Source organism: Roseobacter sinensis (genome assembly GCF_025755255.1).
Classification (GTDB): Bacteria; Pseudomonadota; Alphaproteobacteria; order Rhodobacterales; family Rhodobacteraceae; genus Roseobacter; species Roseobacter sinensis.
Genome location: NZ_JALIEB010000001.1, coordinates 212,367 through 227,097, shown reverse-complemented (window position 1 = coordinate 227,097; position 14,731 = coordinate 212,367). Strand labels below are relative to the sequence as shown.

The 14,731-nt window shown below is 60.7% G+C and carries 16 protein-coding genes; 7 read left to right on the top strand and 9 right to left on the bottom strand.

Going from position 1 to position 14,731, the window contains the following annotated elements; all coding sequences use genetic code 11:
* Window positions 1-6 precede the first annotated feature (6 nt).
* Both MUB52_RS01145 and hrcA read right to left on the bottom strand, forming a co-directional pair.
* Window positions 7-570 (bottom strand): nucleotide exchange factor GrpE, encoded by a 564-nt coding sequence (locus MUB52_RS01145; protein WP_263842343.1) that lies wholly within the window; start codon window positions 568-570, stop codon window positions 7-9.
* Between the two features lie 9 nt (window positions 571-579).
* Window positions 580-1,644 (bottom strand): heat-inducible transcriptional repressor HrcA, encoded by a 1,065-nt coding sequence (hrcA, locus tag MUB52_RS01140; RefSeq protein WP_263842342.1) that lies wholly within the window; start codon window positions 1,642-1,644, stop codon window positions 580-582.
* Window positions 1,645-1,757: 113 nt separating this feature from the next.
* Here hrcA and rph point away from each other — a divergent pair, with 113 nt between their 5' ends.
* The 3 genes from rph to hemW are packed head-to-tail and all read left to right on the top strand — an operon-like array spanning window position 1,758 to window position 4,229.
* On the top strand, window positions 1,758-2,471 hold the full coding sequence (rph, locus tag MUB52_RS01135; protein WP_263842341.1) for a ribonuclease PH: 714 nt from the start codon (window positions 1,758-1,760) through the stop codon (window positions 2,469-2,471).
* Window positions 2,468-3,079 (top strand): RdgB/HAM1 family non-canonical purine NTP pyrophosphatase, encoded by a 612-nt coding sequence (rdgB, locus tag MUB52_RS01130; protein WP_263842340.1) that lies wholly within the window; start codon window positions 2,468-2,470, stop codon window positions 3,077-3,079. Before rph ends, rdgB begins: the two co-directional genes overlap by 4 nt.
* Window positions 3,072-4,229: a radical SAM family heme chaperone HemW gene (hemW, locus tag MUB52_RS01125; protein ID WP_263842339.1), complete on the top strand. Its 1,158-nt coding sequence runs from the start codon at window positions 3,072-3,074 to the stop codon at window positions 4,227-4,229. Before rdgB ends, hemW begins: the two co-directional genes overlap by 8 nt.
* Here hemW and MUB52_RS01120 read toward each other — a convergent pair.
* The 7 genes from MUB52_RS01120 to hemJ all read right to left on the bottom strand — a co-directional run bounded on the left by MUB52_RS01120 (window position 4,226) and on the right by hemJ (window position 11,611).
* Window positions 4,226-5,122, bottom strand: coding sequence for a ParB/RepB/Spo0J family partition protein (locus tag MUB52_RS01120; RefSeq protein WP_263842338.1), 897 nt, complete (start codon window positions 5,120-5,122; stop codon window positions 4,226-4,228). The genes hemW and MUB52_RS01120 overlap by 4 nt on opposite strands.
* A gap of 10 nt (window positions 5,123-5,132) precedes the next feature.
* The gene (locus MUB52_RS01115; RefSeq protein WP_263842337.1) at window positions 5,133-5,942 is read right to left on the bottom strand and encodes a ParA family protein; all 810 of its coding nucleotides are present in this window, start codon (window positions 5,940-5,942) and stop codon (window positions 5,133-5,135) included.
* The gene (gene rsmG, locus MUB52_RS01110; protein WP_263842336.1) at window positions 5,935-6,540 is read right to left on the bottom strand and encodes a 16S rRNA (guanine(527)-N(7))-methyltransferase RsmG; all 606 of its coding nucleotides are present in this window, start codon (window positions 6,538-6,540) and stop codon (window positions 5,935-5,937) included. Before rsmG ends, MUB52_RS01115 begins: the two co-directional genes overlap by 8 nt.
* Window positions 6,537-8,447 (bottom strand): tRNA uridine-5-carboxymethylaminomethyl(34) synthesis enzyme MnmG, encoded by a 1,911-nt coding sequence (gene mnmG / locus MUB52_RS01105; RefSeq protein ID WP_263842668.1) that lies wholly within the window; start codon window positions 8,445-8,447, stop codon window positions 6,537-6,539. Before mnmG ends, rsmG begins: the two co-directional genes overlap by 4 nt.
* Window positions 8,413-9,699, bottom strand: a complete 1,287-nt coding sequence (mnmE, locus tag MUB52_RS01100) for a tRNA uridine-5-carboxymethylaminomethyl(34) synthesis GTPase MnmE (protein WP_263842335.1) — start codon at window positions 9,697-9,699, stop codon at window positions 8,413-8,415. The genes mnmG and mnmE overlap by 35 nt, the downstream gene beginning before the upstream one ends.
* Window positions 9,700-9,728: 29 nt before the next feature.
* Window positions 9,729-11,036: a transcription termination factor Rho gene (gene rho / locus MUB52_RS01095; protein ID WP_263842334.1), complete on the bottom strand. Its 1,308-nt coding sequence runs from the start codon at window positions 11,034-11,036 to the stop codon at window positions 9,729-9,731.
* Window positions 11,037-11,161: 125 nt separating this feature from the next.
* Window positions 11,162-11,611 (bottom strand): protoporphyrinogen oxidase HemJ, encoded by a 450-nt coding sequence (hemJ, locus tag MUB52_RS01090; protein WP_263842333.1) that lies wholly within the window; start codon window positions 11,609-11,611, stop codon window positions 11,162-11,164.
* A 404-nt stretch (window positions 11,612-12,015) separates the two neighbouring features.
* Here hemJ and MUB52_RS01085 point away from each other — a divergent pair, with 404 nt between their 5' ends.
* From MUB52_RS01085 to dnaQ, 4 genes are read left to right on the top strand one after another with little or no spacing between them, the layout of a single operon-like run.
* Entirely contained in the window at window positions 12,016-12,615 is a 600-nt protein-coding gene (locus tag MUB52_RS01085; RefSeq protein ID WP_263842332.1) for a Maf family protein, read from the top strand.
* Between the two features lie 11 nt (window positions 12,616-12,626).
* On the top strand, window positions 12,627-13,460 hold the full coding sequence (locus tag MUB52_RS01080) for a shikimate dehydrogenase (protein ID WP_263842667.1): 834 nt from the start codon (window positions 12,627-12,629) through the stop codon (window positions 13,458-13,460).
* Window positions 13,460-14,050 (top strand): dephospho-CoA kinase, encoded by a 591-nt coding sequence (coaE, locus tag MUB52_RS01075; RefSeq protein WP_404818160.1) that lies wholly within the window; start codon window positions 13,460-13,462, stop codon window positions 14,048-14,050. Before MUB52_RS01080 ends, coaE begins: the two co-directional genes overlap by 1 nt.
* The gene (gene dnaQ, locus MUB52_RS01070; RefSeq protein WP_263842331.1) at window positions 14,043-14,729 is read left to right on the top strand and encodes a DNA polymerase III subunit epsilon; all 687 of its coding nucleotides are present in this window, start codon (window positions 14,043-14,045) and stop codon (window positions 14,727-14,729) included. The genes coaE and dnaQ overlap by 8 nt, the downstream gene beginning before the upstream one ends.
* Window positions 14,730-14,731: the final 2 nt, after the last annotated feature.

Below are 14,731 nucleotides of genomic sequence, written 5' to 3'. Positions count from 1 at the left end.
AAATCCTCAGCTGGCCGGTGTGGAGGACACCCCAACCTGCGCGGGGCGCAGCAACCGGTCATGCAGCATGAAGCCTTCGGCCGCGACCTGGATGATATCGCCGGCCTTGGTGCCGGGCACAGGCGCTTCGAACATGGCCTGATGCTGCTGCGGATCGAAGCGGTCGCCCACCTCAGGAGCAATCATCTCGATCCCGTGCTTCTTGAAGACGCTCAGAAGCTCCCGCATCGTCAGCTCGATCCCCTCGATGAGCGCGGAATTCGCGTCTTTCTGCTCGTCCGTGATCGTCTCAAGCGCGCGCTTCATATTGTCGTAGACAGAAAGCATATCGCGCGAGAGTTTCGCACCGCCATAGTTCTCGGCCTCGCGCCGGTCCCGTTCGGACCGTTTGCGTGCGTTCTCGGCATCGGCCAGCGCCCGCATGAAGCGGTCCTTCAGATCATCGCGCTCAGCCCGCAGCTGGTCGATCTCCAGTGCGTCGTCATCAATCTCTTCCATTTCGTCCGCGAAAGCCTCGGCTTCCGCGTCTTCGATATCGTCCAGAAACTCTTCGTTTTTGGGCTCTGCCATAGTTCACCTCTAGCTCCGGTCGGAGACCAGCTTTCCGACCAGCTGCGCCGTGTAGTTCACGATCGGCACAATGCGTCCATAATTCAGTCGTGTCGGACCAATGACGCCAACCGCGCCAATGATCTTTCGATCAGCGTTCATATATGGGGAAACCACCAGAGAGGAACCCGAAAGTGAAAAAAGTTTGTTCTCAGAGCCGATAAAAATGCGCACACCTTCGCCCTGCTCGGCAAGTTCCAGAAATTCGGCGATGTCCCGTTTGCGTTCCAGGTCGTCAAAGAGGCTGCGGATCCGCTCCAGATCCTCGCCTTCGCCGTCCGCGCTCAACAGATTGGCCCGGCCCCGCACGATCAATCGCTCGATCTGATCGCCTTCGCCTTCCCACACGGCAAGCCCGCTTTGCACCAGCTCCTGTGCAAGCGAATCGATCTCCTGCCGCCGCATGCTGATCTCGGCCTGGATCGTGGCATGCAGCTCGCTGAGGGTTTTGCCTTCAATCAGCGCATTCAGGAAGTTTGCAGCCTCCCGCATCGAGCTCGGCGTCTGCCCGGGCGGCGGGGTGAAGAGCCGGTTCTCCACGTGACCGTCCCCAAAGACCAGGACGACCAGCGCGCGGTCAGGCGAGAGCGATACGAATTCGATATGCTTGATGGGCGCCTCGTGTTTCGGGGTCAGCACAAGCGAGGCACCCTGCGTCACGCCGGACAGCACCGAGCCCACACGGTCGAGCAAGCCGCTCACATCTTGCTCATTCTCACCCAAGGTCGCGTCGATCTTCTCGCGGTCGGTTTCGTCCGGGCTCCCGATCTCGAGCAGGCTGTCCACGAACATGCGCAACCCCAGTTGCGTGGGCACGCGCCCGGCGCTCACATGCGGGCTGTCGAGCAGGCCGAGGTACTCCAGATCCTGCATCACGTTGCGGATCGTCGCCGCGCTGACCTTTTCGCTGAAATCGCGGGTCAGGGTGCGCGAACCGACAGGCGCGCCATCTTCCAGATAGCCTTCGACCACCCGCCGGAACACTTCCCGTGACCGGTCGTTCATTTCGGCAAGGATATGTGACGCGTCGCTCATGAAGATGATCCTAGCTGCGGCGGTATAAAAGCATGAAATGGTGAGAATTCAATCGGGCTTGCATCTCGCCGCCGCGGGACGGTATCCGGGAGTACACGAGGAAAGGATATCCCATGCGACCCTCCGGTCGAGCTCTGGACGAGATGCGCCCCGTTTCCATCGAGACGGATTTCACGAAACATGCCGAAGGCTCGGCCCTGATCCGGATGGGTGATACGCATGTGCTGTGCACGGCGACGGTCGAAGACCGGGTTCCTCCCTTCATCAAGGGATCGGGCCTCGGTTGGGTGACGGCGGAGTACGGCATGCTGCCCCGCGCGACGAACACGCGGATGCGTCGCGAGGCCAGCGCCGGCAAGCAAGGCGGCCGGACCATCGAGATCCAGCGGCTGATCGGGCGGTCCCTGCGGGCCGGTGTCGACCGCGTGGCGCTCGGCGAACGGCAGATCACCGTCGATTGCGACGTGCTGCAGGCCGACGGCGGGACCCGCTGTGCCTCGATCACAGGGGGTTGGGTGGCGCTGCGCCTAGCGGTGAACAAGCTGATGAAATCCGGTGACGTGATCAGCGACCCGATGCTCGATCCGGTTGCGGCGATCAGCTGCGGCATCTACGCGGGCCAGCCGGTGCTGGATCTCGACTATCCGGAAGATTCCGAGGCCGGCGTGGACGGCAATTTCATCATGACTGGCTCGCGCCAGCTCATTGAAGTGCAGATGAGTGCCGAGGGGGCGACCTACTCGCGCGACCAGATGAACACGCTGATGGATCTGGCCGAGAAAGGCGTGGCCGAACTCATCGCTGCCCAGACAGCGGCAACCGCGTGAGCCGGCGGTTCGACGGTCAGCGCATCCTGATTGCCACGCATAACGCGGGCAAGCTGGACGAGATGCGTCAGCTGTTCGAACCCCATGGCGTCGCCGTGGTGGGCGCGGCCGAGTTGGCGTTGCCCGAGCCAGAGGAGACCGAAACCAGTTTTATCGGAAACGCCCGGATCAAGGCGCATGCCGCCGTCGCTGCAACCGGCCTGCCGGCGCTCGCCGATGACTCCGGGATTGAGGTCGACGCCCTTGACGGTCAGCCGGGCGTCTACACGGCGGATTGGGCCGAAACGCCGAATGGCCGGGATTTTGTGATGGCCATGACCAAGACCCACGAGATGTTGGAGCAGCGCGGGGCCCGCGAGCCACGCTCCGCACGGTTCTGCGCCACGCTGGTCCTCGCCTGGCCCGACGGGCATGAAGAGATTTTCGAAGGCACGGTCTCCGGCCGCCTCGTCTGGCCCATACGGGGGCGTACGGGACATGGCTATGACCCGATGTTCCAGCCCGACGGCTATGACATCACCTTCGCAGAGATGGATCCCGCCGAAAAGAACCGGATCAGCCATCGGGCCGATGCCTTCAAGAAGCTGATCGCAGGTTGTTTTGGCTGAGGATTGGCAAGCCGGCGGTTTCGGCCTCTACCTGCACTGGCCATTCTGCGAGGCGAAGTGCCCCTATTGCGATTTCAACAGCCATGTCAGCCGGCAGATCGACCAGGCCGCCTGGTGCGAGGCCTACCTTAGCGAGCTTGACCGCGCCGCGGCCGAAACGCCGGGCCGAGTCTTGCACGCGGTCTTTTTCGGCGGCGGCACCCCCAGCCTGATGGTGCCCGCGACGGTGGCCCGTATCATCGAAAAGATCCGTGCGCTCTGGCCCTGCGCCAACGATCTGGAGATCACGCTCGAAGCAAACCCCGGCTCGGTCGAAGCCGGGCGGTTCCGCGCGTTTCGCGCCGCCGGGGTCAATCGGATCTCGATGGGGGTGCAAGCGCTGAACGATGCCGACCTGAAACGGCTCGGACGGCTGCATACCGCGAAGGAGGCCATGGCCGCCTTCGACATCGCGCGCGCCTGCTTCGACCGGGTGAGTTTTGATCTGATCTATGCGCGGCAAGGCCAGTCGATTGCGGACTGGCGCACCGAACTTGAACGCGCGCTTGCCATGGCTGTCGATCACCTGTCGCTCTACCAGCTCACGATCGAAGAGGGCACCGCCTTCGGCGATCGGTACAAGGCCGGCAAGCTGCGCGGCCTGCCCAACGAAGACCTCAGCGCCGATCTCTTCACCATGACCCAGGAGCTGTGCGGCGCGCACGGCCTGCCCGCCTACGAAGTGTCCAACCACGCCCGCGACGGCGCGCAGTCTCGGCACAATCTGATCTATTGGCGATACGGAGATTACCTCGGCATCGGCCCCGGCGCACATGGGCGGCTGACCCTCGCGGGCCAACGGTGGGCCACGGAATGCCACGCCAACCCGGCGCGATGGCTGTCCTCCATCGCCGAAACTGACAGCGAAAAGCCCCGTGTTCTGCTCTCACCACAGGATCAGGCCAGCGAATTCCTGTTGATGGGCCTGCGTCTGAAGGAGGGGGTCGATCTGCACCGGTTCGAAGCGCTCAACGGCGCGCCGCTTGCGCCGCAGGCTGTCGATCACCTCAGCGAACTGGGGCTGATCACTGTTCTGGAAAGCAGATTAAGTGTTTCAGATCAGGGTATTATGGTCTTGAACGCGGTCATTGAAGAGCTGTTGCGGCACTAGCGTCCGCTCAAGACCCGGCAGAGCTCGTCGAGATCGTCGAGCGATTTGTAATGCACCGTCATCTGACCCGACTCACCGCCCGGCTTGTGGCTGAGCACCACTTTCATACCCAGCGCGGCCGACAGATCGCCCTCCAACGCCTTCGTGTCCGCGTCCTTCGCCTCGGTCATCGGTCGGCTCGTCTGCACCGGCGCCTCGTCGTCCGACGCCGCCTGTTTCTTGACCAGCGCTTCTGTCGCACGCACCGACAACCCGCCTTTCACGATCATCTGCGCCAGCTTCAGCGGATCGTCGGCGGGGATCAGCGCCCGCGCGTGCCCCGAACTCAGATCGCCCTTGCGCACCATCTCCAGAACGCTTTCCGGCAGATTCAGCAGCCGCAGCAGGTTTGCGATATGGCTCCGGCTCTTGCCCAAGGCTTCGGCCATCTTCTCCTGAGTGTGCCCAAAACGGTCCATCAACTGCCGATAGCCCGCCGCCTCTTCAACGGGGTTGAGATCGGCACGTTGGATATTCTCGATGATCGCCACTTCCAGCACTTCAACATCGGTGAAGCTACGGACAACCACCGGCAACTCATGCAGCTTTGCCGCCTGCGCTGCACGCCAGCGCCGCTCTCCCGCGACGATTTCGAACCGGTCTTCACCGATGGCGCGTACAATCAGAGGTTGAATTACCCCTTTCTCACGGATCGACGCCGTGAGATCGTCGAGGTCCCCTTCTGCGAACCGCTTCCGGGGTTGATCAGGGTTTGGCGAAATCTGTTCGATCGGGATCAGCCGCTCGGCTGCAGAAGGCCCCGCACGTACGACGCTCTCGGTCTCGGCCACGTCCGACATCAAGGCCGACAGACCTCGGCCCAAGCCGCGTTTCCGATCTGCTCCACCTGCCATATCTGCCACCCTATGCCGCCGTCTTCGTGTTTCTGTTCAGAACTTCCCGCGCAAGGTCCCGGTACGCCTGCGCGCCCTTCGATGCGGTGTCATATGACAGCACCGGCATCGCAAAAGACGGTGCCTCGCTGACCCGGACGTTCCGTGGAATACGGGTGCTGAACACCAGCTCTCCCAGATTGTCGCGCGCATCCTGTTCGACCTGCAAAGACAAGTTGTTGCGTCTGTCGAACATGGTCAACACAATACCTTCGATCCGCAAGTCCCTATTTCCGCTTTGCCGCACCTCGCGAATCGTCAGCATCAGCTGCGACAACCCTTCGAGCGCGAAGAATTCGCTCTGCAACGGGACAAGGACGGAATGCGCCGCGATCATCGCATTCACCGTCAGAAGATTGAGCGACGGCGGACAGTCGATCAGGATGTATTCAAAACCAAACGCATCCATCGCCGTCTGCCGCAGCGCATCATGCAGCAAAAAGCTGCGCTTTTCATTTGCGATCAACTCGATATCGGCCGAGCTCAGATCGACGGTGGCCGGCACGATCATCAGCCCAGGCGTCAGTGTTGGCCTGATCACCTCACTCAGATCGACATCTTCCAGAAGCAGATCATAGGTCGTATAGGCGCGGTCCTCGACGTCGATGCCAAGACCTGTCGACGCGTTGCCCTGAGGATCGAGGTCGATCACGAGGACCTTCCGCCCTGCTTCCGCAAGTGCTGCGGCCAGGTTTATCGCTGTTGTGGTCTTGCCGACGCCGCCTTTCTGGTTGGCAACTGCAATGATCTTGGGGCCTTCAGGGCGTGACAAGTCAGACACGTTCGATTTCTCTCACCTCAAGAATGGCGGCATTCGGGTTGGTTTTGCTTTTATGCGCCGCAAGCTCAAAAGACCACGATTCCCGGGCAGTTTCGACCTCTTTTTCCCAGGTTTCACCCTTCAAAAACAGCGCCTGCCCATCTGGGCTGAGATGACGCTGGGCGAAGGACAAAAGATCGGAAAGATCTGCCAGGGCCCGCGCAGTCAGCACTTGAGCGTCCAAAGGCGTTGCAGCCTCAATTCGGCTGACGATGACAGTTGCGTTCAAATCCAGCTCACGAATGACGGTTCTGAGGAAGGTCGCCTTCCGAACATCGCTCTCGACCAAGGTGAATGTTGTGTCAGGCGCGTTTTCTTTCGTCAAGATTGCCAGTACCACGCCCGGCAGGCCACCGCCGCTTCCGAGATCTGCCCAGCGCATCTTAGAGTCCGCCAGACGATACACTTGTGCCGAGTCCCATATATGGCGGTTCCAGACATCGAAGGTACTGGATTTTGATATCAGATTGATCCGAGACGACCATTTGAGCAGCAAGTCGTGGTACCGGCCCAACCTCTCCAGTGTTTCACGTGAAACATCCGAAGTCTGAACTGTCACGCGCGTCGTCTCCGCTCAGCCTGACGGAGCTTCGCCAAAATCAAGGTCAGAGCTGCCGGTGTGATCCCGTCGATCCGCGATGCTTGCGCGAGCGACGTCGGCCGGACCGCATCCAGCTTGGCTGTCAGCTCGTTCGATAGACCGTCAAGCCCGGCATAATCGAAATCTTCCGGGATCCGGTGCCCCTCATCCTTCTGCAACAGCGCGATATCTTTCTGCTGACGCTCAATATAGTTCGCGTAGAGCGCCTCTCTCTCCATCTGCGCCTGGATATCTCGTGAAATCGTCGAAAGAGCCGCATCCAAGGCGGTAATCTGCGCAAAGGAAACATCCGGAAAGGCCAAAAGCTGCATGGCTGTCCGCTTCGTACCGTCCTGGTTGACCTTGATTCCAGCCATCCCGGCCATTGTGGGGGTGAACTCTTGCGCGGTCAGCATCATGCGCGCGCTTTCCAGCTCCCGCGACTTCGCCTCGAAGCTCTCCCGGCGCTGTTCCCCAACGCAACCAATTGTGAGCCCCAATGGGGTCAAGCGTTGATCGGCGTTATCAGCCCGCAAAGACAGCCGAAACTCCGCTCGAGAGGTGAACATGCGGTAGGGCTCGCTGACACCCCGGGTGGTCAGATCGTCAATCATCACGCCGATGTAGCTTTCTGACCGGGAGAATATGACTGGCTCGCGGCCATGCACGGCCAAGGCCGCATTTAGCCCCGCGACAAGCCCCTGTGCCGCGGCCTCCTCATATCCTGTAGTTCCGTTGATCTGACCCGCAAGATATAGGCCCGGCACCCGAGGAAGCGCCAGCGTGGCGTCCAACGCCCGCGGATCGACATAGTCATATTCGATCGCATAACCCGGCTGGAGTATGACGGCCTCCTCAAGACCATAGATCGATCGCACGTACTCTTCCTGAACCGACTCCGGAAGTGAGGTCGAGATGCCGTTGGGATAGACGGTATCCGTCGTCAACCCCTCGGGCTCCAGGAAGATCTGATGCGAGGTCTTATCCGCGAAGCGGACGATCTTATCCTCGATGGATGGGCAGTATCGAGGGCCAATTCCTTCGATATGGCCGCCATACATGGCGGATCGGTCCAGGTTTTTGCGAATGATCTCGTGCGTCCGCTCATTTGTATGCGTGATCCCGCAGGAGACCTGCCGCGCAGAAACCCCCTCGGAGAGGAAGGAGAACAGGACCGGCTCCGCATCACCGGGCTGGGCGTCCAAATCGTTCCAGCGGATGCCTTTTCCGTCCAAGCGCGGGGGTGTTCCCGTTTTCAGCCGGCCCAGCGGCAATTCAAGGGAATCAATCCGTTCCGCCAGCTTGACCGAGGCCTTTTCGCCCATTCGTCCACCCGACCGGGCCACATCTCCGATATGAATAACGCCTCTCAAGAACGTCCCGGTCGTCAGAACCACGCATTTCGCTGAAATCTCACTGCCATCATGCAAGACAACGCCAGCTACCCGATCGCCGCTCATGCGGAAGTCAATGACCTCACCCGAAATGATCGTCAGGTGCTCCTGCGATCTCATCTCAGACAGCATCTCGGTGCGGTAAATCTGGCGGTCAGACTGGGCCCGTGGGCCTTGGACTGCGGGGCCCTTGCGCCGATTGAGAAGGCGAAACTGAATACCTGCCTTGTCGGCAACACGACCCATGACGCCATCAAGTGCGTCAATCTCCCGTACCAGATGGCCCTTGCCGAGCCCGCCGATGGCCGGGTTGCAGGACATGACGCCGATTCCCGCCTCTGTCAGTGTGACGAGCGCTGTCTGCACACCCATCCGCGCTGACGCATGCGCCGCCTCGACGCCCGCATGTCCACCACCAATGACAATCACATCAAAATGTTTCACGTGAAACACTCCGCTATTTCCCCAAGCAGAAGCTTGCAAAGATCTCATCCAGAAGATTTTCGACATCCACCCGACCCACGAGCGATTCCAACGCTCGAATCGCGTGCCGCAACTCCTCTGCAGCTATATCATACTGCTCGGGTCCATGTGCAACGATCTGGCGTGCGGCGAGCAGTCCGGTCTGCGCCTTTTCCATCGCCGAGCGATGCCGCTCGTGCGTGGCCACACCAGCATGCGACGCCCGCCTCGCGAGGATGTCCTGAATACGCTCAACTAGTGTTGATACACCATATCCGGTGGTTCCTGAAATACCTCCTACAGTATTTCGATGAAGATCGGCCTTCGGCTGAACGACGATGTCATCAGGTTGCGGTGTCATCAGCAACTGCTCGCCCGGATATGCCAGGAACACCCGCAGATCCGCTGTCTCGGCCCGCGCTATGCCCCGCGACACGCCAATCGCCTCAATGGCATCCTTGCTCTCTCGCAACCCGGCGGTATCCAGAAATGTCACCGGCAAGCCATCCAGGTCCATGCGGACCTCGATGATATCCCGCGTCGTTCCCGCAATCTCCGAGGTGATTGCCGCTTCCCGGCCAGCCAGTCGGTTCAGCAGCGTCGACTTTCCGGCATTCGGCGGGCCGACAATCGCCACCTCGAACCCGGTGCGAATCCGCTCGGAAACGAAACTGCCGGAAATCTCCTCCGCCAATTCAGCCTCAACGCTGCGGAGTAGCTCCCCCACTTCGGGGCTGACATCGACGGGCACCTCTTCATCCGCAAAATCTATGGTGGCTTCCAGCAGTGCGGCAGCGCGGATGAGGCTCGACCGCCAGCGCTCCACCCGGTCTCCCAGCGCACCCGAGAACACCTGCACGGCCTGCTTGCGCTGCGCCTCCGTTTCGGCATCGATCAGATCCGCCAGACCTTCGACCTGCGCCAGATCGACCTTGCCGTTTTCCATCGCCCTTCGCGTGAACTCGCCTGGTTCTGCAAGCCGCGCACGCGCCGACACGCGCAGCTCCTCCAGCACGGCCCGGACGACAGCCACACTGCCGTGCAGATGGAATTCAACCACATCTTCACCCGTGAAGCTCTGCGGCCCCTGGAACCTCAGGACCAGCGCGCGGTCCAGCACCTGGCCCGCTGCGTCGCGCAAAACACGCGTCGCGCATTGGCGTGGAGGAGGCATTGACCCCGCGAGGATACGACCTGTCTGGACCGCATCAGGGCCCGAGATCCGCACGACCGCCACACCGGCCCGACCTTGGGCCGTTGCCAGCGCAAAAATCGTATCCATAGTCTAACCCACTGTTATATAACAATAAGTTATGTGTTCATCGAATCGAAGAAGTCTGAGTTGGTCTTTGTCTGCTTCAGCTTGGAAATCAGGAACTCGATGGCGTCCGTCGTCCCCATCGGATTCAGAATCCGTCGCAGAACGAATGTCTTTTGCAGATCGACCTTGTCCACCAGCAGGTCTTCTTTTCTTGTGCCGGATTTGAGGATGTCCATCGCCGGGAAGACCCGCTTGTCCGCGATCTTGCGGTCGAGCACGATCTCGGAATTACCGGTGCCTTTGAATTCTTCGAAGATCACCTCATCCATCCGGCTGCCGGTATCGATCAGGGCGGTTGCGATGATCGTGAGCGAGCCGCCCTCCTCGATATTCCGCGCGGCCCCGAAGAAGCGCTTGGGCCGCTGCAAGGCGTTCGCATCGACACCGCCGGTCAGGACCTTGCCCGACGACGGCACCACAGTGTTGAAGGCGCGGCCCAGACGCGTGATCGAATCGAGCAGGATCACCACGTCACGTTTGTGCTCGACGAGCCGCTTGGCCTTTTCGATCACCATGTCAGACACGGCGACGTGCCGGGTGGCCGGTTCGTCAAAGGTCGATGACACCACCTCGCCCTTGACCGAGCGCTGCATGTCCGTCACCTCTTCGGGCCGCTCGTCGATCAGAAGCACGATCAGATAGCATTCCGGGTGATTGCGCTCGATGGAGTTGGCGATGTTCTGCAGCAGAACGGTCTTGCCGGTCCGCGGCGGTGCAACGATGAGCGAGCGCTGGCCTTTCCCGATGGGCGCCACCAGATCAATGATCCGCGCTGAGCGATCCTTCGCCGTGGGATCGTCCGTTTCCATCGTCAGACGTTCATCCGGATAAAGCGGCGTCAGGTTCTCGAAAGCCACCTTGTGGCGGGCTTTTTCCGGGTCCTCGAAGTTGATCTGCGTGACATCCAGCAAGCCGAAGTAACGCTCGTTGTCATCGGGCGCCTTGATCACACCTTCGATCGTATCGCCCGTGCGCAGCGAATACTTTCGGATCATCTCGGGCGAAACGTAGATGTCATCTGGGCCGGGCAGATAGTTTGCCTCGGGCGAGCGCAGAAAGCCGAATCCGTCCTGAAGAACTTCGAGCACGCCGTCGCCGGAGATCTCCCAGCCTTCATCCGCGCGCTCGCGCAGGATCTGGAACATCATCTCGCCCTTGCGCATGGTCGAGGCGTTCTCGATCTCCAGATCTTCGGCCATCGACAGAAGATCCTTCGGGCTTTTCCGCTTCAGGTCGGCGAGGTTCAACGTCTCCAGCGTATCGGGGACTGTCGGCGTGTCGGTCATATCTGTGGTCATGGAAATACCCGTGATCAGCCGCGGCTGTCCGTGGCTGTCTTGCAAATGGTGATGTCAGGTCTGCGCCATCCCCGGACGGGGCGGTGCGCCGTACATAAGCAGGTGCCTCACGCAAGTCAATTGATTCAGAAGCGCACGACCACGGATAGAACGATCAGCACCATGAGCAGCGTCGGCACCTCGTTCATTAAGCGATAGTGTCGGCCCGACCGCGCGTTCGTGGCGGCGACGAAATCCTTGCGCCGCAGCCCCAGCCAATGGTGAAACCAGGTCATTCCCAGAACACCGGCCGCTTTCGTCCAGGGCCAGATCTCGGCCCAGCTCACAATGCCTGGCGTGAAGACCAGACAAAGCCCAAAAACCCATGTCGCGATCATGGCGGGGTTCATGATCACGCGAAGCAGCTTGAGCTCCATGGTTTGAAAGAGCGCATGCGTCTCGCCGCTTTGTCCGACCTGCTCTGCGTGATAAACGAAGAGCCGTGGCAGGTAGAACAATCCGGCCATCCAGGCAATCACCGCCATGATGTGAAACGCCTTGATCCAGGGATATGCCACGATGAGCAGGTCTGACATTGAAACGCTCCGATCCGTCGGCCTCTCTTATTCATTAATAAAGAAAGAGAAAAGGATGATGATATTGTAGGGGCAGCGCTTTCTGTGGATTAGGCGTTTGTACCTCGGCTTATCCGCTTGGGGAAAACCGCCAGACCGGAAACGGATATCTTTTCACGTCGGGAGAAACGCCTTGATTATCAGATGGGTCGGTGCGCGTTGACCAATTTCGCTCCGGGATAACCTTGTGTGCAGATCTCATCAATGGGCCTTATGCACAGGCCTCGGGTTATCCTTCCTCCCAGGGGGGAAGCGCAGGCGGGGCCGAGACTTGCCCATGAGATTTGTTCCTCTTGCGCGATCCGGCCAATTTCCCCAGAAGAACATATTAAGAAATCCTTAACCGTATTCACAGGCTTACCCACATGGCCCAGCCGATCATTCTGGCGTCGTCCTCCGAGATCCGTGCGCAGCTTTTGCGTCAGGCGGCGGTCGATTTCACGGTTGCGCCGGCGCGTGTCGACGAAGAGATGGTCCGCGACGCCATGCTGGCCGAAGTGGCCCCGCCCCGTGATATTGCTGACGCGCTTGCCGAATTGAAAGCCCGGAAGGTGAGTGAAAAGCATCCGGAGGCGCTCGTTCTGGGCTGTGATCAGGTGCTCGATCATCGGGGTGCGCTGCTCTCCAAGCCTAGCTCTCCCGAAGAGGCGGAGACACAACTGAAAGCCTTGCGCAACGATCGGCACATGCTGCTTTCCGCCGCCGTGATCTGCGAGGCCGGAAAGCCCATCTGGCGGCATGTGGGGCAGGTTCGTCTGCACATGCGGAACGCGTCCGACAGTTACATCGCAAGCTACGTTGCGCGGAACTGGGCGGGGATCCAACATGCGGTTGGCGCCTACAAGCTGGAGGAGGAAGGCGTGCGGCTGTTCACCCGCATCGAAGGGGATTACTTCAACGTGCTGGGCCTGCCGCTGCTGGAGCTTCTGGCCTATCTGACCTTACGGGGAGATCTGGAACAATGAGTGCGCCCGAGCTGTCGCCGGAAAAAATCCCGCTTGCAGGGGTGATCGGATCGCCCATCGCGCATTCGAAATCGCCCCTCCTGCATCGGCATTGGCTGGTGAGATATGGCGTACAGGGCTTTTATGTTCCGATGGACGTCAATGCGCGCGATCTGCGTGACGTGCTGATGACCCTGCCCAAGGCGGGGTTCGTCGGAGTCAACATCACGATACCCCATAAGGAGGCGGTGCTGGAAATTGCCGATCTCGTGACCGACCGGGCCACCTTGATCGGCGCGGCAAACACGTTGATTTTCCGGGCTGATGGCAAGATCCATGCGGACAATACGGATGGGTATGGTTTTGTCGAGAACCTGAAGTCGGGCGCCCCGGACTGGACACCGCAGAGCGGTCCTGCCGCGGTCATTGGTGCAGGCGGCGCCGCCCGCGCTGTGCTGGCCTCGCTTCTCGAAGCTGGTGTGCCCGAAATCATGGTGGCGAACCGGACCCGCGTGCGGGCCGAGAAGCTCCAGGCGGATTTCGGCAACCGGATCACCGTGGTCGACTGGGTGCAGGCCGGCAACATGCTGGAAGACGCGCAGCTGGTCGTAAACACCTCTTCGCTCGGGATGGTGGGCAAGCCTGAGATGCGCGTGCCGCTCGACGGGCTTCAGAAGACCGCGGTGGTGACCGACCTGGTCTATACGCCCTTGAAAACAAGGCTTCTGGAGGTGGCGGAAGAGCGTGGCTGCGTGACTGTCGATGGTTTGGGCATGCTGTTGCACCAGGCCGTGCCCGGATTCGAACGGTGGTTCGGGCCCCGGCCGGATGTCGATGCCGAAACCCGCGCCGCGGTGCTGCGCTGATGTTCCGACTGGGTCTGACCGGGTCGATTGGCATGGGCAAATCGACCACGGCGCAGATGTTCGTCGACGAAGGCTGCGCGCTTTGGGATGCAGACGCGGCGGTGCATCGGCTCTATAGCAAGGGCGGGCTGGCGGTGACCCCGCTCGGCGCCGTATTCCCCGAAGCGGTCGAAGAGGGAGCGATTTCGCGGGCCGCTCTGCGCGAACGCATCGCCGCAGACGACACTGCTCTGAAGACCATCGAGCAAATCGTGCATCCCCTCGTCGTTCAGGACCGCGGTACATTCACCGATCAGACGCAGGCGGAGATCATTGTCTTCGACATCCCGCTGCTCTTCGAGACAGGGGGCGAGCGCGAGATGGATGCAGTGGTCTGTGTGTCGGTGCCGCCCGAGATCCAGGAGCAGAGGGTTCTGGCACGCGGCACGATGACCCGCGCCGAGTTTGACAAGATCCGGGCCAACCAGATGCCCAATGACGAGAAATGCGCACGGTCCGATTTCGTGATCGTCACGGATACGGTTGAACATGCCCGTGCGCAGGTTCAGGATGTGGTCAGGCAGATCAGGGAGAAGCTGAGCCATGCGTGAAGTCGTGCTCGACACCGAAACGACAGGATTCGACCCCGAGACAGGCGACCGGATCGTCGAGATCGGCGCGGTGGAGCTGTTGCGTCACGTGGCGACGGGCAAGACCTATCATCAGTACATCAATCCCGAACGCAGCATGCCGGAAGAGGCATTCCAGGTGCACGGTCTCGGCGATGACTTCCTGAAGGACAAACCGAAGTTTGCCGAAATCGGCAACGCGTTTCTTGAGTTCATCGGGGATGCGAAGCTGGTGATCCATAACGCGGCCTTCGACATCAAGTTCCTGAATGCCGAACTGAAATGGATGGGTCTGCCGCAAATCCCCTGGGAGCAGGCCATCGATACATTGGAGATTGCCCGCAAGCGGTTTCCGGGCTCGCCTGCCTCGCTTGATGCGCTCTGCCGACGGTTTGGCATCGACAATTCAGAGCGGACGCTGCACGGCGCCCTGCTCGACAGCGAAATCCTCGCCGAGGTCTATCTGGAGCTGATCGGCGGTCGTCAGCCGGACTTCGGCCTGTCGACCACGGTGCAGGATGGCACCGACGGCAGCGGCGAGGCCTGGGTGCCGCGCCCGCGGCCCACCCCGCTGAAATCCAGGCTGTCCGAGAAGGAAGCCGCCGCCCATGCTGCCTTTGTGGCGACACTGGGCGACGATGCGCTTTGGCTCAAGTCCTGACG